General features: G+C 37.1%; 24 protein-coding genes, 1 tRNA gene and 1 pseudogene. 15 read left to right on the top strand and 11 right to left on the bottom strand.

What is annotated here, in order from left to right; all coding sequences use genetic code 11:
* The first annotated feature begins 74 nt into the window (after window positions 1–74).
* Window positions 75–1,295, top strand: a pseudogene (locus tag ACINWC743_RS18445) (IS256 family transposase).
* A 237-nt stretch (window positions 1,296–1,532) separates the two neighbouring features.
* Here ACINWC743_RS18445 and eutH read toward each other — a convergent pair.
* The 3 genes from eutH to ACINWC743_RS18425 form a co-directional block, all read right to left on the bottom strand.
* Window positions 1,533–2,729: an ethanolamine utilization protein EutH gene (gene eutH, locus ACINWC743_RS18435; RefSeq protein WP_035301415.1), complete on the bottom strand. Its 1,197-nt coding sequence runs from the start codon at window positions 2,727–2,729 to the stop codon at window positions 1,533–1,535.
* 256 nt (window positions 2,730–2,985) lie between these two features.
* Entirely contained in the window at window positions 2,986–3,780 is a 795-nt protein-coding gene (gene ucpA, locus ACINWC743_RS18430) for an SDR family oxidoreductase UcpA (protein WP_009586447.1), read from the bottom strand.
* 53 nt (window positions 3,781–3,833) lie between these two features.
* Window positions 3,834–4,820, bottom strand: a complete 987-nt coding sequence (locus ACINWC743_RS18425; RefSeq protein ID WP_009586440.1) for a helix-turn-helix domain-containing protein — start codon at window positions 4,818–4,820, stop codon at window positions 3,834–3,836.
* A 727-nt stretch (window positions 4,821–5,547) separates the two neighbouring features.
* Here ACINWC743_RS18425 and ACINWC743_RS18420 point away from each other — a divergent pair.
* A complete protein-coding gene (locus ACINWC743_RS18420) occupies window positions 5,548–5,736 on the top strand; it encodes a hypothetical protein (protein ID WP_009586460.1) in 189 nt (62 codons plus the stop codon).
* Window positions 5,737–6,270: 534 nt separating this feature from the next.
* On the opposite strand, the gene ACINWC743_RS18410 is transcribed toward ACINWC743_RS18420, so the two are convergent.
* The gene (locus tag ACINWC743_RS18410; RefSeq protein WP_004831587.1) at window positions 6,271–6,618 is read right to left on the bottom strand and encodes a hypothetical protein; all 348 of its coding nucleotides are present in this window, start codon (window positions 6,616–6,618) and stop codon (window positions 6,271–6,273) included.
* Between the two features lie 339 nt (window positions 6,619–6,957).
* Window positions 6,958–7,033 (bottom strand) — tRNA-Arg (locus ACINWC743_RS18405).
* Between the two features lie 187 nt (window positions 7,034–7,220).
* Here ACINWC743_RS18405 and ACINWC743_RS18400 point away from each other — a divergent pair.
* From ACINWC743_RS18400 to ACINWC743_RS18350, 11 genes are all read left to right on the top strand, one after another.
* A complete protein-coding gene (locus tag ACINWC743_RS18400; RefSeq protein WP_005030406.1) occupies window positions 7,221–8,156 on the top strand; it encodes an ABC transporter ATP-binding protein in 936 nt (311 codons plus the stop codon).
* A complete protein-coding gene (locus ACINWC743_RS18395; RefSeq protein WP_004831680.1) occupies window positions 8,153–8,926 on the top strand; it encodes an ABC transporter permease in 774 nt (257 codons plus the stop codon). Before ACINWC743_RS18400 ends, ACINWC743_RS18395 begins: the two co-directional genes overlap by 4 nt.
* Window positions 8,926–9,750: an NADPH-dependent 7-cyano-7-deazaguanine reductase QueF gene (gene queF / locus ACINWC743_RS18390; protein WP_009586505.1), complete on the top strand. Its 825-nt coding sequence runs from the start codon at window positions 8,926–8,928 to the stop codon at window positions 9,748–9,750. The genes ACINWC743_RS18395 and queF overlap by 1 nt, the downstream gene beginning before the upstream one ends.
* A 17-nt stretch (window positions 9,751–9,767) precedes the next feature.
* On the top strand, window positions 9,768–10,418 hold the full coding sequence (locus tag ACINWC743_RS18385; protein WP_004831684.1) for a hypothetical protein: 651 nt from the start codon (window positions 9,768–9,770) through the stop codon (window positions 10,416–10,418).
* Between the two features lie 346 nt (window positions 10,419–10,764).
* Window positions 10,765–11,907: a rod shape-determining protein RodA gene (gene rodA, locus ACINWC743_RS18380; RefSeq protein WP_009586461.1), complete on the top strand. Its 1,143-nt coding sequence runs from the start codon at window positions 10,765–10,767 to the stop codon at window positions 11,905–11,907.
* 33 nt (window positions 11,908–11,940) lie between these two features.
* A complete protein-coding gene (mltB, locus tag ACINWC743_RS18375; protein WP_004831688.1) occupies window positions 11,941–12,942 on the top strand; it encodes a lytic murein transglycosylase B in 1,002 nt (333 codons plus the stop codon).
* Window positions 12,943–13,227: 285 nt separating this feature from the next.
* Window positions 13,228–13,839, top strand: coding sequence for a septal ring lytic transglycosylase RlpA family protein (locus ACINWC743_RS18370; protein ID WP_009586515.1), 612 nt, complete (start codon window positions 13,228–13,230; stop codon window positions 13,837–13,839).
* A gap of 211 nt (window positions 13,840–14,050) precedes the next feature.
* Window positions 14,051–15,214 carry an MFS transporter gene (locus ACINWC743_RS18365; protein ID WP_009586507.1) on the top strand — a complete coding sequence of 388 codons (1,164 nt, stop codon included), beginning with the start codon at window positions 14,051–14,053 and terminating at the stop codon, window positions 15,212–15,214.
* A 192-nt stretch (window positions 15,215–15,406) separates the two neighbouring features.
* Complete coding sequence (locus tag ACINWC743_RS18360; protein WP_009586457.1) at window positions 15,407–17,194, top strand: amidohydrolase; 1,788 nt, start codon at window positions 15,407–15,409, stop codon at window positions 17,192–17,194.
* Between the two features lie 19 nt (window positions 17,195–17,213).
* Window positions 17,214–17,987 (top strand): DUF4850 domain-containing protein, encoded by a 774-nt coding sequence (locus ACINWC743_RS18355; protein ID WP_009586458.1) that lies wholly within the window; start codon window positions 17,214–17,216, stop codon window positions 17,985–17,987.
* A 134-nt stretch (window positions 17,988–18,121) separates the two neighbouring features.
* Window positions 18,122–18,568: a DUF962 domain-containing protein gene (locus tag ACINWC743_RS18350; RefSeq protein ID WP_005030417.1), complete on the top strand. Its 447-nt coding sequence runs from the start codon at window positions 18,122–18,124 to the stop codon at window positions 18,566–18,568.
* A gap of 51 nt (window positions 18,569–18,619) precedes the next feature.
* On the opposite strand, the gene ACINWC743_RS18345 is transcribed toward ACINWC743_RS18350, so the two are convergent.
* The 6 genes from ACINWC743_RS18345 to rpsB form a co-directional block, all read right to left on the bottom strand.
* Window positions 18,620–18,934, bottom strand: coding sequence for an AzlD domain-containing protein (locus tag ACINWC743_RS18345; protein WP_004831697.1), 315 nt, complete (start codon window positions 18,932–18,934; stop codon window positions 18,620–18,622).
* Window positions 18,931–19,677, bottom strand: a complete 747-nt coding sequence (locus ACINWC743_RS18340) for an AzlC family ABC transporter permease (RefSeq protein ID WP_009586443.1) — start codon at window positions 19,675–19,677, stop codon at window positions 18,931–18,933. The genes ACINWC743_RS18345 and ACINWC743_RS18340 overlap by 4 nt, the downstream gene beginning before the upstream one ends.
* Window positions 19,678–19,802: 125 nt before the next feature.
* Window positions 19,803–20,624: an AraC family transcriptional regulator gene (locus tag ACINWC743_RS18335; RefSeq protein WP_009586446.1), complete on the bottom strand. Its 822-nt coding sequence runs from the start codon at window positions 20,622–20,624 to the stop codon at window positions 19,803–19,805.
* 135 nt (window positions 20,625–20,759) lie between these two features.
* Window positions 20,760–21,308: a DUF3465 domain-containing protein gene (locus tag ACINWC743_RS18330; protein WP_009586500.1), complete on the bottom strand. Its 549-nt coding sequence runs from the start codon at window positions 21,306–21,308 to the stop codon at window positions 20,760–20,762.
* Between the two features lie 170 nt (window positions 21,309–21,478).
* Window positions 21,479–22,354, bottom strand: a complete 876-nt coding sequence (gene tsf, locus ACINWC743_RS18325) for a translation elongation factor Ts (RefSeq protein WP_004722025.1) — start codon at window positions 22,352–22,354, stop codon at window positions 21,479–21,481.
* 139 nt (window positions 22,355–22,493) lie between these two features.
* Window positions 22,494–23,246 carry a 30S ribosomal protein S2 gene (gene rpsB / locus ACINWC743_RS18320; protein WP_009586494.1) on the bottom strand — a complete coding sequence of 251 codons (753 nt, stop codon included), beginning with the start codon at window positions 23,244–23,246 and terminating at the stop codon, window positions 22,494–22,496.
* Between the two features lie 219 nt (window positions 23,247–23,465).
* On the opposite strand from rpsB, the gene map reads away from it, so the two are divergent.
* Window positions 23,466–24,293: a type I methionyl aminopeptidase gene (gene map, locus ACINWC743_RS18315; protein ID WP_004831704.1), complete on the top strand. Its 828-nt coding sequence runs from the start codon at window positions 23,466–23,468 to the stop codon at window positions 24,291–24,293.
* A 327-nt stretch (window positions 24,294–24,620) separates the two neighbouring features.
* Window positions 24,621–25,670 (top strand): OmpW/AlkL family protein, encoded by a 1,050-nt coding sequence (locus ACINWC743_RS18310; RefSeq protein WP_009586497.1) that lies wholly within the window; start codon window positions 24,621–24,623, stop codon window positions 25,668–25,670.
* Window positions 25,671–25,715 lie beyond the last annotated feature (45 nt).

Below are 25,715 nucleotides of genomic sequence, written 5' to 3'. Positions count from 1 at the left end.
CGAGCCTGTAAATAAAACTGTGTAAATGTCCAAATCTTAGTACCCTGTAATAGGGATAGATGGAGACATCCACAATGGATCACAGTCAATTGATGGCACTGCAAAAGAATTTGCCAAAAACCTAAAAACAGATTCTGACCTGAATGAATTCAGTAAAGCTCTAAAGAAACTTACCGTTGAAACAGCCCTAAATGCAGAACTCACGAGCATTTAGGGCATGAGCGTCACCACCTAGTGCCAAAGGCAATGCACGTAATGGCTACAGTAAGAAGCAACTACTCACGGGTGATGGTGAGTTTGAGCTGAATACCCCACGTGATCGTGATGGTACATTTGAACCACAATTGGTGAAGAAACACCAAACCAGAATCACCAGCATGGATAGCCAAATCCTATCGCTGTATGCCAAAGGCATGACCACCCGTGAAATCGTCAGTACATTCAAAGAACTATACGATGCAGATGTATCTCCTAGTTTGATTTCCAAGGTGACAGATGCGGTTAAAGAGCAAGTGATTGAGTGGCAGAATCGCCCACTCGATAACATTTACCCCATCGTGTACCTTGATTGCATTGTGGTGAAGGTCAGACAGGACAACAGCGTTATTAACAAAGCTGTCTTTCTAGCATTGGGTGTTAACCTTGAGGGTCACAAAGAACTGCTGGGTATGTGGATCGCCGAGAATGAAGGTGCCAAATTCTGGCTGTCCGTTCTAACAGAACTAAAGAATCGTGGTGTACAAGACATTCTGATTGCCTGTGTAGATGGTTTGAAAGGCTTTCCTGATGCGATTACTACCGTCTACCCACAAACACGCATTCAACTATGTATTATCCACATGGTACGCAACAGTTTGAAATATGTGAGTTGGAAGGACTATAAAGCCGTCACCAGTGACTTGAAGCGTATTTATCAAGCTGTTACTGAAGAGTCTGCCTTGCAGGCATTAGAAGTCTTTGCGAGCACATGGGATGATAAATACCCGCAGATTAGCAAATCTTGGTACGGGCACTGGCAGAACCTAAATACCTTGTTTGCTTATCCAGCAGATATTCGTAAAGCGATTTACACCACCTGAGGAGTATTGCTCCGCAAGTTTGAATCACTAAATAGTGTGATTCGGCAGGCAATCAAGAAGCGTAAGCTCTTTCCAACCGATGACTCGGTCAGAAAGGTAATCTATTTGGCAATTGAAGCTGCATCAAAAAAGTGGAATATGCCAATTCGGGATTGGCGTGCTGCTATGAGTCGGTTTATGATTGAATTTGAAGGTCGTTTAGACGCTTTCATTTAAGCGACATTTACACAGAAGTTTTTACAGGCTCAATGTTAGTAAACTTATCATTAAAACTTTCAGGATTTTCAATTAATACTCAAACCTGAATAGAATAGACCTCTTGCGAAAGTGTTTTTTTAATCATTTGAACTTTATGCAATACCTTATAAATCAAAGGTCTTTCCTGCTCAAATTTTGACTAACGCAAGAGATCAAATTTATAATAAACTTGATCATCAACAAACATTTAAAACACTAAGTTATTTTAGAATTATCATAATTTTCAGCTATTTTCACACAAAACTTAATTGCAATTAAAATTGCGATGAAGCCACCGAACAACTTTGCCAATACAACTGGAAGTATTAACGTTGGTTGAAAATTCGCAGTAAAAGCTAAATGATCACCAATCGTCGCTTGTGCACAAATACCAAATGCCACACAAATTACTTTATCTCTAGCGTTCATATTTTTAAATAGATGATAGGTAGCAATAATATTTGCCAAAACAGTAATAAATCCAACTGCTCCAGTAGAACTGAGCCCAAATATTTTACCCACAATTTTCATAAAAGGTTGGCAATATTTCTGAAACAAATAGCATATTGGAAATGTGCCTGCTAACATAATTCCAATATATCCTGCGACTTCAATTGCTCTAAATAAATCTTTCGAATCTGCAAACATAGGGCTAAAACCCCAACCTATTGTTTTACTAAATAAGCCAGTAAAATGTTCAACAATTGATAAAGCTAGAATCATTTTTATAAAAGCATCTAATATTCTGCCAAAAATAAGAAATCCTACAACCATTGCATTTGGCTTAAACTTTAAACCTGCCGCTAAACTAAAACAGAATATGAATAATGGTATTAACGCTTTAAAAATTTCAAACAAGCTCCCTTTTAAATGTACCAAGGCAGGACCTGAGGTTGTAATAACTTCTCGAATAGGTATGTTAAACATCGTAATAATAAATAATCCAAAAATTACAGCGAAAGGGATACTTATTAATCCAGCCATTGCTCCTAGTGCTAAATATTTATGATCTTCTTGCTTAAGCATCATTAAACCAACAGGAATGAGATAAACTATCGTCGCACCAGAGGTGTAGCCAACCATAGATGCTGTAATCCACATTTCTTTAGTCTCTGCAATAGCATTGGCTAATTGGTATCCTCCTATGTCTACTGCTATAATAGATAAAGCTGCTATAGATGAATCAGAACCTAAGCTATTAAATATAGGACCAAGAAAATATGTAATTCCTTGTGATAAAAATGGAATCGAAACCATGATACCTGCTTGTGCCATAAATACAGGTCCAATGGAATGTATACCATTTACAAATTCTTTTCCAAGATCACTATGTGGCTTGATAATAGCTGAAAGTGCACCAACGACAGCTCCAACCATAATCAAATATATGATAAAGTTTCCCAAATTTAGCATATTTTTTCTCTTTTAATAACTACTTAATTTATTATTGAGTCATGTTAAATTCATTAAATTAATAAAACTGGAAATATATTATGATCTCTAAGCATAGTTTATTTCTATATAAAATAAACTATGCACTTTAGAATATGCATCTAAAAAAATAGTGCAAATTTCTCACAGTGGAGAAGAGCTTCCTTACCTTAATCAAAATGATTAAATAACATTAATCTCAATATCCCATTTTATACTTGGTACATTAATATTTTCATTAAATACCAACACTAACAGTTTCAGTAATCGTACATGCACCATCAATAACAATTTGGGTTCCTGTAATATAACTAGATTCTTCAGAAGCCAAAAATGCGGATAACTCGCCTATCTCATCTGGATTTGCTAGACGTTGTAATGGTATTGCCTCTGCCATATCCGTTAAAACTTGCTCTGGATTAGCTGGATTGCTTTGTTCAGCGATTTGTTGCGCCATAGGGGTTAATACAAACCCAGGGCAAATTGCGTTTACACGAATGTGGTATTTAGCCATTTCAACAGCTAAAGATTTAGTGAAACCAATTAGTGCAGCCTTTGAAAGAGCATAAGCAACTTCTCCTGGATCAGATGTCAAATCGCCCGTGATTGAAGACATTACAACAATAGATCCACCTCCTGATTGAATCATATGTGGAATTACAGCTCTGGATGTATGCCATGCTCCCTTAATATTGACATCAATATGGAAATCTAGTTCAGCATCTGTAGACTCTAGAAACTTTGCAAAACGGCAGACACCTGCGTTACATACTAAAATATCAATCTTTCCAAAGTATTCTTGAGCTTGATCCGCTATTTTTTTCATTTCTTCTGGTTGTGTAACATTGCCTTTTACTGCAAGAACTCGTATGCCATATTTTTGCCTTAATTCTTCAGCAACAATTTTGACAGTATCAGAAATATCAATAAGCACTAAATCTGCACCATATTTCGCATATATTGATGCGTGCGATTTACCCATACCTTGTGATGCACCCGTGATAAATGCCACCTTATTCTGTAACTTTTTCATTTTATTTCCTTAAGCTAAATAAACTTATTCCATTCCTTAAATACTGATATAATTCATTTCATTAAATATCTTTTGACTGTTTGAGAAGGTAATTCAGAAAATAGTTGTTTATAATAATAACTAAACATACCCATATGTCCAAACCCCCACTTTAAAGCAATATCATTTATTGATACATTACCATCCTTAATAATAATTTCCTGTTTTGCACCATTAAGTCTTATATAACGTAAAAAAACCACTGGACTAATACCTAGAACTTTATTAAATGAATAGTGTAGTGACCTGCGACTTACCTTTAACTCGTTACAAATATCAGAGACATTAAGATTCTTTGATTTATTAAAGAAAATAAATTCTTTAGTACAATCAATCAAATAACAAGCAACATATTGACTTGGATATTTATTTCTAATTTTTGGCATATAATTAAAAATATCAAATAATAAATCATAAACCTCGCTTTCTAGATGACTATATAAGTTTAAGTATTTCATTTCTTTTTTATTTTTTTCTATAACTTTAAATATCCCAATCATTCGACCAACAATATCCAAATAAAAATTATTATCTAACAAATTCAACTCCTTAATATTAGTTGATAAATAAATATCACTATCTTCAAAATATTTATTTAACAACTCAACATTTAAGGTAATTCCATATAGATCTGAAAAAATTGGAGTTTTAAAGAAATGCTCATAATTAGGTCTTAAATATAGAAGTGTGTTATTTCTATTAAGAAGTTTTCCATTCCAATTACCCTCCCCACAGATTTTTGTAGGAATTGCTATCGTAAAGCTATTTTTTTGGCTGGTGGATTTTTGGTAAACAATTTGATTCATGGCTTCCTGAAAAATCTGAATATTACCAACATGTATTTCTTTAGTAGTCCCTTTAAATACTCCAGAACTCAATTGGAAATATTCTTGCTTCCATTCTGATATTGAGCTTGCTTGTGTGCAAGCATCATTATTTTCTGTAGACTTCAAGTCACTTATTGTTGGAATCATAATAGTATCGGCATTTATATTGATCACTCCTTGACCTCCTCATATCAAAATAACAAAACTATTTTGATAAATTATTCTTCAAACACTTATTATTAAGTATAAAGTATCTAAAAATATTTCGTCGTACAATAAGATCATGACCAGAATGCTTATTCTTTTCCGTTTTTTGATATTAATTATGAATATACCGTTTAAATAATTGATTTTATTAAATTATAAAATTTTAAAAGGCTAGCTTATTGATTTTAAAGTGTAGTTCTATATCAAATATTCTAAATTTATTTTCAACAACAATTTATTTTTCATCAACATTTTATTATATTTTCAGTGATATAAAAATTTACCCATTAAATTAATTTAAAATAATTAATAGACCTCTTGCGAAAGTAGGCTGTTTCATCATGATTGGCGCATCCATGTTTGTGAATTATTTTGTGAAAAGTCTATCATTTATCGGTGATGTTTTAATCATTTTAAATCTTAAAATAATTCATTGCGAAACTCAAATTTCGAGTCAACATCTATTATTTTTCTGTTTGAGGTATATGTCTTAGACAATCCTATCTATGTATCTAAGACATTAAATTTTCTAAATATTTTTTATAAAATTGATATTTAACAATGCTTAACAAACAAAACCAAATTATAGCTTTTATGGAGTGAAAGCGCCTTGCTGATATGCTGGGAAAGTATTTTGATCAATTTTGTGATATAAGGCATACCCATTTATCTTTTTTCCTCTATGAGGTTTTATATGAAAAATACGCCATCATCTGATGATCTAGAATCAACAGCATTAGGTTGGAAATTCATTGTTATTGTTGGTATTTTAACGTCTATCTTTTTTACTTTCCTGTATCTGGCGATGTCTAGCGAACCAGACTATATGCCAAGTCAGAAGCAGAAACAAACCTCCATAGAACATAAAAACAGCACATCATAATCTTTTGAGCAATCAACTAGAACTTTATCAAGTGAATTATAGAGTATTTTTTATTGTTGATGCTTAGTTTGAATAAAAAACTCGCTAAATTGAACCGCATCCGAAAGTTGGACACTTTTAATCTAATTTGGAGGGTGCCTTTTTATGACCAAATATTCTTAAAAATAACGCTGAGATGTCGTATCAACATTAGTCGTTATCGAAACGACTTCATCATCTTGAGGCTCCGCTTGTAATAGTTTCGTTGCGGTAAAAGCAAAAGTTACCATCAACAAAATAAACATGGACAACGAAAAAAAACCACTTTTATTCTCTATATCACATGATTGACAATGCTTTTTTTCAGTCATTGTGGGTCTATTACACAATTTACAAAAATTTTGACTCATCGCTCTACGACAATCCTGTTATACAAGACTCTTTCAACATATCAATATTAGTTGATTTCGAGTAAAAATTACAGAATTGTTATTTTAAATAAAGAACCTCCTCTTTGTTGATCTACTTCAAATAAGGAATCTATATTTTAAATAATCAAAGAGTAGGTTGTGGAATCGGAATGTCTTTTGATATTTTCTTGGCATTATTCAAATTCAGATCACAACGAGAGTGCCCCCACTTCACTATGATACCCTTTTCAAGCATAAATTTTTCTTCACAATATCGCCCTGGATGAACAAATGTTTCATAAGAAATTATTTTTCCTCCATTTGTTAAGGTATAGCTTTTATCTGGTAATCCCCATTTTTTAATTAGTTTTTCTTCTGACGAACCAACCCATGATTGCATTAGATCATTGAGTGTTTCATAGCGCTGTGTACTGAGACTTGCACAAGCTAGAAGTGATTGGCTGATTACAATAATTAAAAGTATTTTCTTCATTATTCATGCCCAAAATCATAATACAGATCAATACTATATGATTAAACCATTTTTACAAAGATTAAAAGTTAAACTATTTCTTATTTCATTAAATTCAGCATGATTAACTTTCGCACCACTCTTTACTCTAATACTTAAAAAAGTGAGCAGTGCAGATCGCTAAAAAACTAAACATTTTACGGTACATTTTTATTCGATTTTACAGCATGCCCCCAAATGTACCCTTATTATGAAGGTATACAGAAGAACAAACTGCGACAAGCTGAGACAATAAGAATGCCTAAATGCTTTTAATATAAAGGTTTTTGAGACAAATTGGAACAAGGAGGAACAGCAAGATGGTACGCCCAGCGGGACTCGAACCCACTCCACAGGCTTCGGAAACCTGTACTCTATCCAGTTAAGCTATGGGCGCTTAAATTGAGATGGCACATCATAACAAAAAAAACCGTGAGGTAAAGCATTTATAAAACAACTCTTTTCATTGATGATCATGCTTTAAACAATGTTCTATAATTGCAATGTAGAATTCCGTCTAACTTACTTGGTTTATTCAAAAAGATCGCTCACAATACACACTCCAGAAACCATGTGAGAATTTCATGACTGATGCCTTGACGTTAAGAGATTTATCGAAAACCTATAGAAATGGATTCCAAGCACTCAAAGGAATCAATCTAACTGTTCCAGAAGGAGAGTTTTACGCACTTTTAGGACCGAATGGTGCAGGTAAATCTACAACAATCGGTATTATCAGTTCCTTGACACGTAAAACTTCAGGAACCGTGGAAATTTTTGGACACAACCTAGATACCCATCCATCAAATGCCAAACAATGTTTAGGTGTCGTCCCTCAAGAGTTTAACTTTGGTCAATTTGAAAAGATCTTTGACATCTTAGTGACCCAAGCAGGTTATTACGGTATTCCTCCAAAAATTGCACAAAAACGTGCAGAAGAATACTTAGAAAAACTTGGATTATGGGAAAAACGTAATACTCAAGGTCGGATGCTATCTGGTGGGATGAAACGCCGCTTAATGATTGCCCGTGCCATGATGCATGAACCGAAACTTTTAATTTTAGATGAGCCAACTGCTGGGGTAGACATTGAGCTGCGTCGTTCAATGTGGGACTTTCTCACTGAAATGAATGAAAAAGGCACCTCAATTATTTTAACCACACATTATTTGGAAGAAGCTGAAATGCTTTGTCGCCAAATCGCGATTATTGACCGTGGTGTGATTAAAGAGGACACCTCAATGAAAGCCTTTTTAAATCAACTCAGTGAAGAATCATTTATTTTTGATTTGGAGTATCCAATCGAGCCCATCACTGTTGACATCATCGGGGTTAAATTTAATTTAATTGATCCAATGACACTAGAAGTCACGATGGACAAAGCACACGCTTTAAATGATTTATTCCAACTTTTAGAAGCTCAAGGTATTCGTGTACGCAGTATGCGTAATAAATCGAATCGTCTGGAAGAACTCTTTGTTAAAATAGTGGAGAAAAACCTGCAAGGAGCAGCACAATGAATTTTAATCAACTGCAAATTGCACTTTACACACTGGTCTTAAAAGAAATTCGCCGCTTTATGCGAATCTGGCCACAGACACTATTACCACCTGCCATTACCATGAGTTTGTACTTTGTGATCTTTGGTAATTTGGTTGGTTCTCGGATTGGTCAAATGGGTGGATTTAGCTACATGCAATTCATCGTACCCGGTCTGATTATGATGGCTGTAATTACCAACAGTTATGCCAACGTCTCTTCAAGTTTTTTTAGTGCCAAATTTCAAAAAAGTATTGAAGAGCTTATCATGAGCCCAGTTCCATTACACATGGTTTTATGTGGTTATGTGATTGGCGGGGTGTGTCGTGGTGTGCTTGTCGGTGCGATTGTCACTGCCATGAGTATGTTTTTCACTGACCTTTATATACATAATATTTTCGTGACCATATATACGGTGATTGTGACCTCACTATTGTTCTCTTTGGGTGGTTTTATCAATGCTGTATATGCAAAATCTTTCGATGATATTTCAATTATTCCAACCTTTGTATTAACACCACTGACTTATCTTGGTGGAGTATTTTACTCGATCAGTGCTTTAAGCCCATTTTGGCAAAATCTCTCTTTAGTTAACCCGATCGTATATATGGTTAATGCTTTCCGTTTTGGAATTTTAGGTCATAGTGATGTCAATGTTACTTTGTCTTTAATCATAGTGACACTTTGCTGTGGCTTACTCTATGGTGTTGCTTACTATTTACTTTCTCGTGGTTCAGGAATGCGTGAATAATGTCTGTTGAACAATCTTTATTGGGTAAAGAAACCAATTACCCGACTACCTATCAGCCTGAAATTCTTTTCCCAATATCACGTGCACAAGCACGTGAACAATATGCTGAAGTTGAAGGCATATATCAAGGTCAAGATTGGTGGCATGTTTTCGAAATTTCTTGGCTAAATGCTAAGGGAATTCCTCAAGTTGGGATTGGGCGTATTGCACTCCCAGCAACATCACCGAATTTGATCGAATCTAAATCACTCAAGCTGTATTTTAATAGCATGAACTTTACTCAGTTTGATTCCCGTCAAGCTTTTATCGATACTGTTGAAAAAGATTTGTCTCAAGCAGCGCAAGCACCTGTCACTTTAACCTTGTTTCAAGTGGATGATTTAGACATTACCAAACCGACAGGTATTTGTATTGATGATCAAGAACCTGACCGTCTGGTCAATCATCCAGATGCTAGCCTTTTGGAATTCGATCAAAACACTTCAAACACAGATAAAAATGTTGAAATTCAACTATTTTCACACTTATTAAGAAGTAACTGCCCTGTGACAGGTCAACCTGATTGGGGAACTGTTTTTATCCGTTATCAAGGTAAAAAACCTTGTTATCGTAGTATTTTAGCTTATATTATCTCCTATCGTCAGCATAATGGTTTTCACGAACAATGCGTGGAACAAATTTTTGCCGATATTTGGCAAAATTTAAAACCAGAAAAGCTGATGGTTTATGCAACATATACACGCCGTGGCGGTTTAGATATTAATCCGTGTCGTGTATCTGATGAATCATGGATGCCAAGCCCAATTCGATTGGCGCGACAATAAACATTGAGGTTGAACACATGCCTTTTTTTGGTTTTGTACCTTCTGAAGAACTACTCAAGAATATTCAGACAGGTATCGAGAAAAAAAACTCTAACGAACCACTCTATCCTTTACGTGATCAAACAGCCTTACTCATTAATGAAGAAATTATTGATACGCTTTTGATTGAACTTGTTCGTCGTTTCCCTGCAAGCGACAAGCGAGACACTGCGGAAAAACTCGCGGGTTATGTCAAATCAACCGTTGCTGTATTACTTAAACAGTTATTAAGTAAGGCAGACAATGATGTGGTTCGCCAGTCTGTAGATTTTTCAGAACGTAGTCTATTTAAAGATCCGCAAGGTCAATATCGGGTTGGGGTTAACTTAGATCCTAATTTGGTTATTAACCTAAAAAATAGCTTTGCTGAAGTTCAAGCCAATGGCGATGTCAATCGTGCCGTTTTAGCAGAGCAATTTAAACAGTTTGCTGATGCAACTACCAACCACTTTATGCGTGACTTTAATAAAACCCTAGATTTAGGAATGATTAAACGTAAAGCAGCAGATATTGGTGCAGCAGCTGTAGGTAAAGCTGTACATATCGCAATTGATAAATTGATTCCAAATTTAAATAAGGATGAAATTACAGCAGTTGCAGAATATTACGACACTTTATTTTTTAATTGATCAATAAATTTTAATTGATTTTTTGAATATAAAAATGCCCTTTTGATTCAGGGCATTTTTTTTCATGCTCTCAATCTGTCAGTTTTAAAATATATAATTTCTTTTTAAATTCAAATAATTATTCATAGTTATAATTATATACTATTGGAGCGTACAGAAAATTGTTGAATTAATCTCACCATATCAGCGTAAATTGGCGATTCAGCTTTAGCTTTAACATCTTTCATCTATAAAAAACTCCCTCTAAATATTCAAACATAATTTTGTTGCGAAGTATTGATATTCATTGCCTTCGGGGGGGATTGTGATAGCATGCGCGAAACATGTTTTTGTACAAAATAGACCAATGGCACCAAGCGCTCAATATAAATTTTTACGGCATTCTCCTCGTGATGGTTTAAGCACCGCCACGCTCCCTTCTCGTTGGCAAAGACTACATATTGACCCTTGGTTGAGTTTATTTCTCATTTTAAATGCATTACTGGGCTTAACCGTGCTTTATAGCGCATCGGCACAGGATATGGGGTTGGTTTCCAAACAAGCAATGAGTTTTGGGATCGGTTTCTTAGTGATGTGCAGTTTAGCCCAAGTCCCACCCAAAGTTTATCAAGCATTCGCACCATATTTTTATCTTTTTGGTTTGGTCTGTCTGGTTGCAGTTAAGCTATTTGGTGAAGTGCGAATGGGCGCACAGCGTTGGATTGGTATCCCAGGCTTCGGTAGTGTACAACCCAGTGAGTTCTTAAAAATTGGTATGCCCTTAATGATTGCTTGGTTTTTATCACGTAATCCACTTCCACCAAGCTTTAAGAATGTAGTGTTGTCATTATTGATGATTGGTATACCTTTTATCCTAATCGCTGAACAGCCTGATCTAGGGACATCACTGTTGATCTTAGCCAGTGGAATTTTTGTGCTGTTTCTCAGTGGGCTTTCATGGAAAATGATTTTAGGTGCGGTTAGCGCAGCTGTTGTGGTTATTCCAGTGGCTTGGGAGTTTTTACTGCATGATTACCAACGACAGCGTGTTCTCACCTTATTTAATCCTGAAGCTGACGCCTTAGGCACAGGCTGGAACATCATTCAATCTAAAACGGCGATTGGCTCAGGCGGATTTATGGGCAAAGGCTACTTAGAAGGGACTCAATCACATTTACACTTTTTACCAGAAGGTCACACTGACTTTATTATTGCTGCATTTTCGGAAGAATTTGGTTTGATTGGTATTCTACTACTCATCACTATCTATTTTTGTATCATCTTTAGAACCTTTCAAATGAGTCTACAATGCTTTCATAATTTTGGACGTTTGGTTGCCGGTGCTTTTGCTTTGTCATTTTTTGTTTATGTATTTGTAAATGCAGGCATGGTCAGTGGTATTTTACCTGTAGTCGGTGTACCACTACCCTTTATGAGTTATGGTGGCACGGCAATTATTACTTTAATGGCCACTTTTGGCATTGTGATGTCGATCCATACGCATCGTTAATTTTTTATCATAAATAATTAGGAAATATAACCTATGCTTACTTTTGGGCTTTTACAGAAGGTTAAAAATATCACTTTCTGTGCGGCAGCATTTTCACTGACCAGTTTTTGTCAAGCCAATGATTTTGCCAGCAACCCTGAATACAATAATTTTAAAGCCAGAACTATGCAAACATACGGCTTAAGTGCAGAACAGATTGATTGGGCAATGAATGGTTCACGCAATTTACCGAATATCATCAATATCATGGAACGCCCAGGTGAAAGCAAGCCTTGGTATCAGTATAAGACTAACTTCTTAGCCGAAGGCACTATTCAGCGTGGCGTGCGTTTCAAACAACAATATGCAGATACCCTAAATCGCGCAGAACAGCAGTTTGGTGTGCCTCAATCGATCATTTTGGGCATTCTAGGGGTTGAAACAGGATATGGGTCGAATAAGGGCTCATTTATCACCCGTGATGCACTTGCTACACTGGGTTTTGGTTATCCTCGCCGTGCTCAATATTTTCAGGATGAATTAGGTGCCCTTATTGCATGGTCATATAAAGATGGTGTTCCAACCAACTCGATTGTTGGTTCCTATGCAGGTGCTGTAGGCTATCCGCAATTTATGCCAAGTAATGTGTCTAAGTTTGGTGTGGATTATGATGGCAATGGTCATGTCGACTTGCGAAACTCTGCTGTAGATGCAATTGGTTCTATTGCGAACTATCTTGCTCAGCATGGTTGGCAACGCGATCAACCGATTGCATTTTTAGCGCGATATACAGGAAACAATCCTGATGCAATCATTGCCAAAGATTTAACCCAACCTGTTCCTTATGGTTCACTGAAAAATTTAGGAATTTCTCCATTAAACCCAATTGTTAAAATTGATGATTTAGACTTGGTCAATATTATTCAGTTACAAGACACAAATGGTCCTATTTATTATATTACTTATCCTAATTTTCAAGTGATTACCACATATAATAGAAGCCGCATGTATGCCACCGCTTTATGGCTTTTAGGCACTGAAATTGTAAGTCGATAAGACTTACAATTTCCTTTAGATAGAATAAGTCAAGAAATATTTTTGTTAATTTGATCACATTATATACTTTTTAAATAAATCGTTACAATATTGGTTATTTTTTAATCAAAACCTGTAAGAATTTGTCCTTTTTGTAACGGTTTCTTAAATAATGCTAGACACCTTTAATGCAGCTTGAATATTATCCTTTCCGTTAAATGCAGTTGCAAAAGTGAATTTACAGACCTCTATGGTTAATTTTCAGCGACTTAGAAAGTTAAAATTGAGGTTCCAAGGAGTTAAACGATGCATGCTTCACTCAAATGTGTGATGGCCCTGACCATGGGTCTGAGTATGACGCAAGTCAACTCAGAAATGGTTCAGTCATCATATTTAAATAATGATTCGGATAGTTCGAGTCTAGCTTCTCGTGTGATTAGCAAAGATTCAACAAATTTCAATTCTCATTTTTCAAACCTAAACAGTTTGTCAATTACTGAACGTTCTGGCGACCAAGTACGTCGTCAAACTATTGCAGCAAAGATTCAAGTTCCTGAAGATGAGCCTTCAGTAATTGATAAACTTAATGAAGTTGCTTCTAATACAGTTCGCAAATTTAGCCAAACTGGTGTTGCATCTTGGTACGGTCGTCAGTTTCACGGTCGTAAAACTGCAAGTGGTGATACATTCGATATGAATGATCTCACAGCAGCTCATCGTAGCCTGCCATTAAACTGCTTTATTCGTGTAACCAATAAAGACAATGGCAAGAGTGTTGTGGTTAAAGTTAACGATCGTGGTCCATTCCATGGTAATCGTGTACTCGATCTCTCTTATGGCGCTGCGAAGCGTTTAGGTATTACAAATTCAGGAACGGCACGCGTTAATATTGAACGCGTAGACGGTCCAAACTCGTAAATCACTGCATGCATTTAACAAAAGCCACTTTCCAGTGGCTTTTTTATTATCACTTAAAAATACTCATGTCCGAATTGCCCCCTTATTTTTTAATTATTCCCCTTTTCTTTAAAATTATTTCCAATCAAAATTAAAATTCAATGAGCACAGGAAGTGTTCGAGAACATATCCAAAAAAAGCAAAAATCTAAAATTAGGCAAGTGAGTCCAGCATGGAAGCAAACCATAAGATCCACCGTGTAGATCATCGAATACTCAGCAAAACACACAAAGTGATTGCGCTCGGGTTTGCGACACAAGGACTTGGTTATGCCACAGTCATGACTGCTCTCCCCACGATAAAAGACCGATTTAAGTTAACTGAAGACCAGTTAGCAATGATCATTCTAGGAGTCTGTATTGCTGCAGCACTCGGTTCAATTTTAGCCGATCGTATAGCGGTTAAACTGGGGTCACGACTTGCCATTGTGACTGGTTTTATTTTTGAAGCCATTGGAATAGCAATTGCTGCATTTAGCCCAAATGTGATGCTGATGATTGCGAGCTTCTTAGTGTATGGGCTTGGACTAGGCTGCTTAGATGCAGCACTTAATATGCAAGCCGTCATGATGGAACAACGACTTGGGAAAAGTGTTTTTGGCGGTTTCTTTGCTTGCTATACAGCGGCTGCTTTTCTAGGCGCATTGATGATGTCAGTCACTGTTTCAACCCCACTTGGCGCAACGACAGCATTATGCATCGCTGTGGTGATTGCATGCATCACCTCGCATTTGTCTAGAAACTGGTTATTTCAGCAAAAACAGTGTGCAGAATTAAATCCACAGCAGAAGCCAGCCATCCCATATCAACAACTACTTATTTTTGGGCTAATTATCCTAATTGTATTTACTGTCGACTCCGCAATCAGTACTTGGAGCTCCATTTATCTCAAAGATGTTTTAGCAAGTTCAGCAACGATTGCTCCTTTAGGTTATGCAGCTTATCAAATTGGAATTTTACTGACGCGATTAAGTCTTGATTATTTGCTGCGATTTAAAACAGCCACATGGGTTGCATTAGTCACAATCCTGATCGGAGCATTTGGATGTGTATTATCTGGAATAAGTCATTCACTCGTTACCGTAATCATTGGTTTTGCGCTGGCTGGTGTCGCCGTAGGTGCCTTGGTTCCATTGACCTTTTCCGCCGCAGGTCGTTTAGATGAAAATCGACGAGATGAAATTATTGCTCGAGTTAATATTTTTAATTATGGCGGTGCTGTTGCAGGTGCAGTTATTGTTGGCTTACTTGCAACGCCTTTTGGTTATGCCCCATCATTTATTGGCTTGGCATTTGCTTTGCTGGGCATCCTTTATTTTAGAAAAAGACTGGTTTAATCTGTATCAATTCTAATCTTACATTCATAAAAGTGACTAAATAGCCCAGTTTAAATATGTGAAAAGTAAACATCATTTCTATACTTAGCATGAAATCTTTGTTAATTTAATTCTTATTCTATTCGCTATTTTGAATTCAATTGTAGCGACGTATATTCAATTCTAACAATACAAAAACTAGGGTGATTCACTATGTTGCAACTTAACCCATCCCAGCTTGTTCGATTTATTGCTCCTATCATCTGCATCAGTAGTTTTGGCTTGCTCAGTGCTTGTACCAACATCGCTCAATCAGATCCCACAAAATCTCAAACTGTCACAACTACCCTTCCACAAGCCAGTACACTTTTTTATGGTGGCTCGATTTTAACCATGCAGGGGATGTCACCACATTATGTAGAAGCATTGTTTGTCAAAGATGGAAAAATTGTCTTTGCAGGTGATTTAAACCAAGCACAGAAACTTAAACAAAAGAATACTCAAGTAATTAACTTAAAACGTCATACTCTACTCCCCGGGTTTATCGATGCACATAGCCATTTAAACAGTGTGGGTTTACAGCAAACTGTTGCCAACCTCTATCCAACACCAGATGGCAATGTATCCGATATCCCCTCTCTGATTCATGAACTTTCCTTGTGGCAACAAAAAAATCCTGATTTTATTAAGGCAACCTCAGGATGGATTATTGGCAATGGCTATGATGATGCGCAACTGAATGAAAAACGCCACCCAACCGCTGATGATTTAGACTTGGTTTCGACCAACCATCCTATTATTGTCTTACACCAATCAGGTCATTTAGCCTCAGTCAATCATAAAGCGCTTGAGGTTTTAAACATCAATCAGAATACACCTAATCCAACTGGAGGGATTATTCGCCGTAAAGCAAATTCTCAAGAACCCAATGGCGTACTTGAAGAAGCTGCCGTTTTCTCAGCAATGGCAACTGCTTTTAGTCAAGTGCCACCTGAGATCATGCAAAATATGGCAAAAACAGCGCTCAATACTTACATCAAAAATGGCTATACCACTGTACAAGAAGGTCGTGCTGATCACGGCACAGCTGAATTGTGGCGAAGTTTTGCCGCCATCAACCAATTAAATATTGATGTTGTAGTTTATCCCGACATCATGAATGAAAAAGACTACATGCTTAAAAATGGCAGCAGTCTAAATTACCAAAACCATTTTAGAATTGGCGGGGTAAAAATCAGCCTAGATGGTTCTCCTCAAGGCAAAACTGCATGGCTCACTCAGCCTTATCTTGTTCCACCAGAAGGCAAAAGCAAAGATTATCGAGGTTATCCTGCTTATCCTGATATCAAACAAGTTCAAGATGCAATTAATCTTGCTTATCAGAATCACTGGCAAATTCTTGCACATGCCAATGGAGATGCTGCAATTGATCAATATTTAACAACCATTGAAAAAGCAAATACTCAATATGGATATGCAGACCGCCGTAATGTCATTATTCATGCCCAAACCATGCGTGAAGATCAATTAGATCAAGCCAAAAAACTTGGACTGATTCCATCATTCTTTTCATTACACACCTACTATTGGGGTGATTGGCACAAACATGAAACGCTTGGCGCAGAACGCGCTAACCGAATTTCCCCAACTGGATCTGCTTTACGCAAGAATATGATTTTTACTGAACATCATGATGCGCCTGTTATTCCACCCAAGAATATGATGGTGATTGATGCCACTGTGAATCGAACGACCCGTTCTGGAGATGTTTTAGGTGAAGATCAAAAAGTCAGTCCCTATATTGCTTTAAAATCAGTGACTGATTGGGCTGCATACCAGTACTTTGAAGAAAAAAATAAAGGTACTTTAGAGCAAGGAAAATTAGCGGACCTTGTACTTTTAGATCAAGACCCTTTAAAAGTCCCTTCTCAAAAGATCAAAGACATTAAAATATTAGCGACCTATAAAGAAGGTCGATTGATTTATCAACGCCCTCAATAAAGATCAAAAAGGATAAGTCATGCTCAAGCAAAAAATTTTAATCATGATTTTATTCCTGCTCAGTGGTTTTGCTTATGGCGATATTTCCATATTCAAAGCCACTTTTCCAGCGTTGAAAAATAACAAAGCGCCACATCAACAACACCACATCGAAAAGCTGCCAGCGACCAGACTTAATCATGATGTTTTCGTCGACACGTATATTGCTGCCATTCCCAATCCATTTAACGATACTGGCTTTTATAAAGACGATTCCGTATGTAACAACAACAAAACCCAAGCTGTGAAGTGTCAATTTAATTATCAATTGTCCACAACACAGGCTAAAAATTTCAAAATTATCTTGTTACCTGGTATTGGTCCCGTACTCATCCCTAAAACATGGCAGGTCATCAGTACAGATTTAGGACCTTCTGGTGTCGCTTATGCTGTACTCGCAAGTCCTCAAAAAGATGAAGCGATCACAATTTACAATTCATCTGCTTGTGTTGGCTGTGCCATGCACAGTGCCAGTTTATATTTTCCAAATGTTCGAAAACTCAGTCTAGCCAATGAGTTTGGTGCTATTGAGGACAAAAATCATCTATTAAAGATCGTCAGAGTGAACAAAAACAAAGTTTATTTTAGTTATCAGATTCCCAACCACAACGCACATACACATGGTATCGCCTACTATAGCGATGAAAGTGACGGTAATGACATCACCAACTTTCAAGAAATCAAAGTCACGCTCAAACCGCAACACCAAACTTGGGCACGTGATATCTTAAATTTTTATCAAAGCATGCATTAAAATAGGTCGACTAAAACAATCGGAATTGATTTGGTCAGTCGGATTTTGACCTCAAGCCAATTCTGAATTATATTATTTTCAGGAAAATTAAAGCTAGATGAACAATAAAGCCAACCATCTGCATGGAGCGCCAAATGAAAAACATTACTGAATGGTTTGATGAATATAGTGAAAGTCATCAAAACAAAACCAATAAAGCCATCCATTGGGTCTGTGTTCCTGCGATTTTATTTGCCATCATTGGAATCCTTGCACATTTTAGTGCCTTGCTTACAGCCCTTCTTTTAGTGCTTACACTGGTTTTCTACACCCGCTTAGATATTGTGCTTGCTGTCGCCATGACCGCATTGATTGCTGTTATGGCATGGGTGATCTATCTGCTTCCTGTTGGCGTTGGTTTTTATATTGGCGTGTTTGTTTTGGCATGGATTGGACAGTTTTATGGGCATAAAATTGAGGGTAAAAAACCTTCATTTTTTAAAGATCTTCAATTTCTCTTGATTGGTCCTGTATGGTGCATGGATGCATATCTAAGTAAAGTACTGCCAAAATGGAAAACACGCCAAAAACTGGCTTTTTAAGGCAAATACGTTGAGGGGAAATTCTATATCAGCTTTTCCCTTCAGATACAGTCAACTTAATAAGTAAAATAAACCATAGAAACACAGTAGACTTAGACCAAGATTGACTAAGATTTTTTTAGAAATCAGCGCTAAAACAATACATATGATCGCTGTTAAAAAATAAGCATCTAAAGGTAAAGCTCGCAATTGTTGATCATTAAAGAACACAATCGGTGCACAAATGGCGGTGAGTAAACAAGGTGCAGAATACTGCAACATATTTTCAATCCAATGCGGTAACTTAAATGCAACTTTGGGTTCGAGAAAGAAATAACGATTTAGAAATACGATAAGTGCCAAGCTTAGTAGCAATAACCATGTCATTGTTGAACTCCTAAGCTTCTAAGTTTTGTCAACTTTGCTGCACACATCGCACTCAACATGCCAAAAATTCCTGACAATACAATACCACCTTCGAATTGAAAATATTTAAAGATACAGGCAAAAATTAAGGTAAAGATCACCCCAATCAAGGTTGCCTTGGTTTTAATCATCGGCACAATGATGAGAATAAATACTGCAACAATCGAAAAATCGAGATGTAAACTTTCTAAATTAGGTATCGACTTTGCCAACAAGATGCCAAATAAGCTAAATAAACACCATGCTAAATAAAAACATAAGCCAGCGCCAAATAGATAAGCGAAGGTTCGTTGCTTATTTTCCCCTATTCCTACTGCAAATAATTCATCGGTTAGCAGAAAGCCGATCACCAGTCTCTGTCTAAAAGAAAATTGAGTTACATCCTTACGGAAGTTCAAGGCATAAATCAAATGTTGACTGGTTAAGAAAAACACCGTAATAAAAATGGTCCAAACCGAAGCCCCCGCCATAACCAAACCCAAACTCACCAGTTGAGCAGCACCTGCAAATACAACAGCTGACATCGAAAAAGCCTGAGCAAAGGTCAATCCTGCGTTGATTGCCATCGAACCTGCTAGAATCCCCCAAGGCAATACAGCGATTGATAGAGGCAAAATATCAACAACGCCGCGTAAAAATGCTTTTTTATTCAAGTCGGATTGCGATTGAATGTCAGCAGAACAAGGTTCTAATTGATGACTCATTAATTAAATCCAAAACCACGAATAGGATGAGTATCTTCAAAAGCAGTGGACGTGGCTTGCATGAAATTGCTGCTTTATTGCTGTTCTAAGGATTTCTTATGACGTTTAAAAGATATTGAATTAGGCTAAATATTTAAAGTGCTTAAATACTGGGAAGGTGTTATCCCCATTGCCTTTTTAAAATGTCGATTAAAATGGCTTTGATCTGAAAAGCTACAATTCTGTGCTGTCATTGCGATCGTATAACCTTGTTTTAATAATTGCCGTGCTTTATGCAAACGGACTTGTACCAACCAACTGTGTGGCGGCAACCCTGTATACTTTTTAAATTCTCGCAAAAAGTGCCAAGGACTCAATCCTACAGTTGCAGCCAAATCAGTCAATGAATAATCACGCTCAGGAAAAGCACTCAATAAATCTTTGACAATTTCAACTTTACGTTGTGCTTCAGGAAGCTCTGCGGGCGTTAACTTTGCTCGACCATAGCGACTGATTAAACGAGCCAAAGTTGATAAATACAGACTTTCCTTGAGCAACGTATTTTCTTTTTGCTCCAACAGATCAAACAGTAAGCTAAACTGCTGTGCCAAGCCAACATCGTGAACAACAGCATGAGGAAACCAAGGCACACTATTTTTGACACTAAAAAAATCTTGCCCTGCATCAAGCAACATTTCGGGTGTTGGATAAATTGCTCGGTATTTCCAACCCGACTCAACCGCAGATGAACCTGTGTGAATTTCATCTGCATTGACTAAAATAATGTCACCTTTCGGCGCTGTATGTAACTGCCCTGTTCGATAAAAACTTTGCGCACCATCTTCAATCACACCAATACAATAACCTTCATGCACATGCTTTGAAAATTGCTTATGGTGATACTGTGCTTTTAACAACTCTAATCCACCTAATTCTTTAAGGTGGAAATAGTTTGCCCACTCCTGCATGTTTTCGATTCAAACGTCTTCTGATGGCTTAAAAATAGCACGATTAGAAACAAGGTATAGAACAAAATTGCTGTCTAAATCTGAATAGAATAACAATCAACTAAATTTTATAGAACCGAATGAACAATGCACTATTTATTGATAGGTTTTTCCATCATGCTTTAGCCAACCATCTTTATGACGGCGACTTGGATCATGATGTGTCCAATGAATCACACCACCTTGATTACTGTATTCATACTCTCCAAAAAACTCAACACGATCGCCTTTACGTAAATGATTAATTCGTGGCGCTAAATCAATATTATGTGCGATCAAGACAGTTAAGCCGTTATCCAACGAAAGAATGAATTTTTGATGACGGGAACCTTGATTATCGTCACGTAATATTGCTTTTACTCGCCCTTCCGACTGAACTTGAACATTACTCAACTTTCCATCAAAAGCTTGACGAATAACCGTTAACCCTTGCTGATTTTGACTATTGTTTGACTGCGTGTTTTGAAAATTTTGCTGATCACTTGATTTAGAATCAAATTGTGCAGCACGATTGTTTTGATCTTGGGAATTAACTTGAGCTTGCTCAGTTGATGCCTTGTTTTGTTGGTTTAGGTCAATACCAAAATAAGCAGCAACAATTACAGCGATTGCAGCACCAATACCAAGTTGCGTTTTGTTTGCCATTAAGTTTTAGTCTAAGCAATATGAATAATAGAGATTATAAAAGAATAACGCCCATCATTTGTATAAAATCATTTTACTGATTCTTCTTGAATTTATTTTTCTATAAAATCAACAGCAATAAAAAACCCCTCAAATGAGGGGTTTTCAATAATTATACTTAAAAAGTAAAATTATTTAGCAGCAGCCTGAGCAGCAGCAACTTCTTCAGCAAAGCTCATTTCAGCTTTTTTCTCAATACCTTCACCTACTTCGAAGCGAACGAATTGAGCTACAGTTGTTGCAGTCGCTTTCAATACTTCAGCAACTTTTTTGTCGTTGTCGATAACGTATTGTTGACGCTCAAGAACAACTTCGTTCAAGTATTTTTCAACTGAACCAGTTACCATTTTTTCAACGATGTTTGCTGGTTTACCAGATTCAATTGCTTTAGCTTCTGCAATTTCTTTCTCTTTAGCGATAAGATCAGCAGAAACGTCTTCAGCAGTTACAGCAACTGGGTTGAACGCAGCAACGTGCATTGCAATACCTTTACCAGTTTCAGCAGAACCTGTGTAAGAAACAACAACACCAATTTTTAAACCGTGTTTGTAAACTGCAAGGTTTTCACCTTCTACAATTGCAGCACGACGAACTTGAATGTTTTCACCGATTTTTTGAACAAGCGCAATACGAGCTTCTTCAACAGTTGAACCGTCTTCAAGTTTCAATTCAGCAATTTGAGCAGCGTCAGTTACGCCAGCAGCAAGTGCAGCAGCAGCAACTTTAGCAGAGAAACCAGCAAAGTTTTCGTCTTTCGCAACGAAGTCAGTTTGACAGTTTACTTCTAAAAGAATTGCTTTGTTACCTTCTTGAGCAATCGTGATTGCACCATCAGCAGCAATATTACCAGCTTTTTTAGCTGCTTTTGCTTGACCTGATTTACGAAGGTTATCAATCGCTAATTCGATGTCACCGTCTGCTTCTGTTAATGCTTTTTTGCATTCCATCATTGCAAGACCAGTACGGTCACGTAATTCTTTTACCATGCTCGCAGTAACTGCAGTCATGTTGTTCTCCTAAATACGGTAGAATATGAATCTGTTCAACAAAAACGGCCCAAAGGTTTCTCTGGGCCGTTTTGCTTTATCGACGCTCAATTTGTCATCATTTTAATTCACAAAAATGACAAGCTTGCGTCAAAACGCATTAAGCCTCAGGAGCTTCTTTCGCAGCTTCTTCGCCTTTAGCTTGAGCATTTGCCTGAGTTTGAGCGTATTCTTTACCAGCAATAATCGCATCAGCCATTGCAGAAGCATAAAGTGTAACAGCACGGATCGCATCGTCGTTACCAGGAATAACGAAATCTACGTTATCTGGGTTAGAGTTTGTATCAACGATACCGATTACTGGAATACCAAGGTTTTTAGCTTCTTTAATCGCGATTGCTTCGTGATCAACGTCGATGATGAACAATGCGTCAGGTAAACCACCCATGTTCTTAACACCGCCTAAAGAGCGTTCAAGTTTTTCCATTTCACGAGTACGTTCTAATGCTTCACGTTTAGTAAGTTTAGCAAAAGTACCATCTTGTGATTGAGTTTGAAGATCTTTCAAACGGTTGATTGACTGACGAAGAGTTTTCCAGTTAGTCAACATACCACCCAACCAACGGTGATCAACATAAGGTTGACCAGCGCGTTGAGCTTGCTCACGAATGATGTTAGAAGCAGCACGTTTTGTACCAACGAACAATACTTTGTTCTTTTTGCTTGCTAGATTGTTAACAAAATTCAAAGCATCATTTAACGCAGGAACAGTGTGTTCAAGGTTGATGATGTGAATGCGGTTACGCGCACCAAAAATGTATTGACGCATTTTTGGGTTCCAGAAGCGAGTTTGGTGACCAAAGTGCGCACCAGCTTGAAGAAGGTCGCGCATGCTTACGTTGTAATCTGCCATTTTCTTTACCTTAAAAGTTTGGGTTAGGCCTCCATATGTCCGCATTCTCCACCCTTTCAGGCACCCAGAGTAATGTGACGACATATGTGCGGATTTTTAAATTGCCCTTATCAAAATTCCCATAAACGATTCATAAAGAAAGTCACAGAAAGCATTTGATAAATTGGGCGGCTATTTATACCATAGTCACATACAAATTTCCAAAAGTTTTTAAAGATCATGAACAGTACTTACGAAGCGCCCCGTCGATTAATCAAAACCGCAGATGAAATTGAGAAGATGCGTGTTGCAGGTCGATTGGCTGCAGAAGTTTTGGATATGATCAAACCGCATATCAAACCAGGTGTCAGTACACTGGAGTTGGATACGATTTGTCATGACTATATTGTCAATACACAAAATGCTATACCTGCATGTTTGGGTTATGGCGCTGCACCCGGTCGACCTGCTTTCCAACATGTGATTTGTACTTCTGTGAACCACGTGGTATGTCACGGCATTCCGTCTGAAAGTAAAATCCTGAAAAAAGGCGATATCCTGAATATTGATGTCACAGTGATTAAAGATGGTTACCACGGCGATACCAATATGATGTATGTCGTTGGTGGAGAAACTTCAATCATTGCAGACCGTTTATGTAAAGTTGCTCAAGAAGCAATGTACCGTGGTATGGCAACCGTTAAACCAGGCTCTACAATTGGCGATATTGGTGCTGCAATCCAAAAGTATGTTGAGTCAGAGCGTTTTAGCGTTGTCCGTGAATATTGTGGTCATGGTATCGGCACTGTATTCCATGACGAACCCCAAGTTTTACATTATGGACAACCAAACTCAGGTATGGTTTTAGAAGAAGGCATGACCTTTACCATTGAACCTATGGTCAATGCAGGCGTTTGGCAAACCCGTTTAATGGGCGATAAATGGACTGTCGTAACCAAAGATCATAGCCTTTCAGCGCAATACGAACATACACTGCTAGTCACTAAAAATGGTGTTGAAGTTTTAACCGCGCGCCCTGAAGAAGACTTGTCTCGCTTTCAGAAATAAATAAGTCATTGACTAAACTGACTTGAGTCATTTAAGAAAAGGTCATATTGATATGACCTTTTTTTATTACTGCAATTTTCCACTATAAATAAGATATTGTTTTAAAATATTTTTTACCGTCAAAATCTTCTATTTTTACAATGTAATGCAATGTTAACACAATTACACAGATGCTAAGATTATCAACCCGATGATAAATAAAACATTAAAAAAAGAACATTCACTTAAAAAAACACCTTGCAAAAGCAACATTCAAACACAGCAAAAAATCCTAATAATAAAAATACATAAAAATTAGTATCAATTGCGGACATGGAGTCCAATTCTATGAAGAAATCATTACTTTGCATGATCACCACATGTGTGACTTTACCCATGCTGACACATGCGGATTCACCTTATTTTAGTTTGAAAGATGGTGATGGATTTAAGCGATTTTCTGTCTCAGCAGGCTGGTTACATGCTATGCCACAAGGCAATGGCAATCCGATCAAAGTGAATACCGCCGTTGCTGAAGGAACCCAATCAAAAGTAGGAGATATTTCTAAAAAAGCTGTACTAGATGCAGCTGTTAAGGAATCAAATCCTTTTCTATATGGTGCAATCGGACTTTTAGGTGACACAATTCCCAGTGCTTTAACTGGTACAGCAACGGTCAATGGCTTATCGAGTTGGACTGCTGAAGGTACAGGCTTAACAGCAAAAGATGTTGATACTTTTGGCTTGATGGGCAATTATTACTTTACTGACAATATTTCTCTAGAGTTTAAAGCGGGTATTCCACCTAAAGTTGAGATTGAAGGTAAAGGTCAAATCTATGCCCCTTTGACAGGCAAAGATTCAACTCCACTCGGGAGTATTGACTTACAGAAAGATATTCCGATTACCGATTTATCCAAGCACGCTAAAGCAGCATCGGCAACTGCATGGTTACCAGCAGCAGAGTTACATTATCAATTTGGTAAATCTGGTGTAAATAAATTTCGACCTTATCTTGGTGTCGGTGTGATGTATGCACATTTCACCCATTTAAAAGTCGATAATGGCGTGAAAGATGATTTGATTGCAGCAGGTCATATGATTCAAAATGTCTTAGATAATCAAGCAGGTGCTGCACTTGATGGTAAACTATCTTCAGCAAATCCTGTAGTCAAAGTCAAAGCAGATGATGCTTGGGCGCCTATGGCAACATTAGGTGCAACCTATGACTTTAATGAGCGTTGGTTTGGCGTAGGCTCAGTAACTTATGCTCCTATGAGTAGCGATGCCACAATTACCATTTCAAACTCAAATACCAATAAAGATCTTGTTACTGCTAAGACTAAAATTGATATCGATCCTCTGATTACCTATGTGGGTGTAGGTTACCGTTTTTAATTTCTGAGACTAAAATGATTTCATTGAAAAATCATTTAATCAATA

The sequence above is a fragment of the Acinetobacter sp. WC-743 genome, from assembly GCF_000335555.1.
GTDB classification, from domain to species: Bacteria; Pseudomonadota; Gammaproteobacteria; order Pseudomonadales; family Moraxellaceae; genus Acinetobacter; species Acinetobacter bereziniae.
This window is presented reverse-complemented; position numbering and strand designations above follow the sequence as displayed.

Bases quoted from the DNA above. Each gene is read 5' to 3' on its own strand.
- ACINWC743_RS18335 (WP_009586446.1), bottom strand. From the start codon at position 20,624: ATGCAGGAGTGGGCAAACTATTTCCACCTTAAAGAATTAGGTGGATTA.
- ACINWC743_RS18360 (WP_009586457.1), top strand. From the start codon at position 15,407: ATGTTGCAACTTAACCCATCCCAGCTTGTTCGATTTATTGCTCCTATC.
- ACINWC743_RS18370 (WP_009586515.1), top strand. From the start codon at position 13,228: ATGCATGCTTCACTCAAATGTGTGATGGCCCTGACCATGGGTCTGAGT.
- ACINWC743_RS18365 (WP_009586507.1), top strand. From the start codon at position 14,051: ATGGAAGCAAACCATAAGATCCACCGTGTAGATCATCGAATACTCAGC.
- ACINWC743_RS18350 (WP_005030417.1), top strand. From the start codon at position 18,122: ATGAAAAACATTACTGAATGGTTTGATGAATATAGTGAAAGTCATCAA.
- ACINWC743_RS18395 (WP_004831680.1), top strand. From the start codon at position 8,153: ATGAATTTTAATCAACTGCAAATTGCACTTTACACACTGGTCTTAAAA.
- ACINWC743_RS18330 (WP_009586500.1), bottom strand. From the start codon at position 21,308: ATGGCAAACAAAACGCAACTTGGTATTGGTGCTGCAATCGCTGTAATT.
- ACINWC743_RS18345 (WP_004831697.1), bottom strand. From the start codon at position 18,934: ATGACATGGTTATTGCTACTAAGCTTGGCACTTATCGTATTTCTAAAT.
- ACINWC743_RS18385 (WP_004831684.1), top strand. From the start codon at position 9,768: ATGCCTTTTTTTGGTTTTGTACCTTCTGAAGAACTACTCAAGAATATT.
- ACINWC743_RS18400 (WP_005030406.1), top strand. From the start codon at position 7,221: ATGACTGATGCCTTGACGTTAAGAGATTTATCGAAAACCTATAGAAAT.
- rodA (WP_009586461.1), top strand. From the start codon at position 10,765: ATGGCACCAAGCGCTCAATATAAATTTTTACGGCATTCTCCTCGTGAT.
- mltB (WP_004831688.1), top strand. From the start codon at position 11,941: ATGCTTACTTTTGGGCTTTTACAGAAGGTTAAAAATATCACTTTCTGT.
- ACINWC743_RS18310 (WP_009586497.1), top strand. From the start codon at position 24,621: ATGAAGAAATCATTACTTTGCATGATCACCACATGTGTGACTTTACCC.
- rpsB (WP_009586494.1), bottom strand. From the start codon at position 23,246: ATGGCAGATTACAACGTAAGCATGCGCGACCTTCTTCAAGCTGGTGCG.
- ucpA (WP_009586447.1), bottom strand. From the start codon at position 3,780: ATGAAAAAGTTACAGAATAAGGTGGCATTTATCACGGGTGCATCACAA.
- ACINWC743_RS18340 (WP_009586443.1), bottom strand. From the start codon at position 19,677: ATGAGTCATCAATTAGAACCTTGTTCTGCTGACATTCAATCGCAATCC.
- queF (WP_009586505.1), top strand. From the start codon at position 8,926: ATGTCTGTTGAACAATCTTTATTGGGTAAAGAAACCAATTACCCGACT.
- ACINWC743_RS18420 (WP_009586460.1), top strand. From the start codon at position 5,548: ATGAAAAATACGCCATCATCTGATGATCTAGAATCAACAGCATTAGGT.
- ACINWC743_RS18355 (WP_009586458.1), top strand. From the start codon at position 17,214: ATGCTCAAGCAAAAAATTTTAATCATGATTTTATTCCTGCTCAGTGGT.
- eutH (WP_035301415.1), bottom strand. From the start codon at position 2,729: ATGCTAAATTTGGGAAACTTTATCATATATTTGATTATGGTTGGAGCT.
- map (WP_004831704.1), top strand. From the start codon at position 23,466: ATGAACAGTACTTACGAAGCGCCCCGTCGATTAATCAAAACCGCAGAT.
- ACINWC743_RS18410 (WP_004831587.1), bottom strand. From the start codon at position 6,618: ATGAAGAAAATACTTTTAATTATTGTAATCAGCCAATCACTTCTAGCT.
- tsf (WP_004722025.1), bottom strand. From the start codon at position 22,354: ATGACTGCAGTTACTGCGAGCATGGTAAAAGAATTACGTGACCGTACT.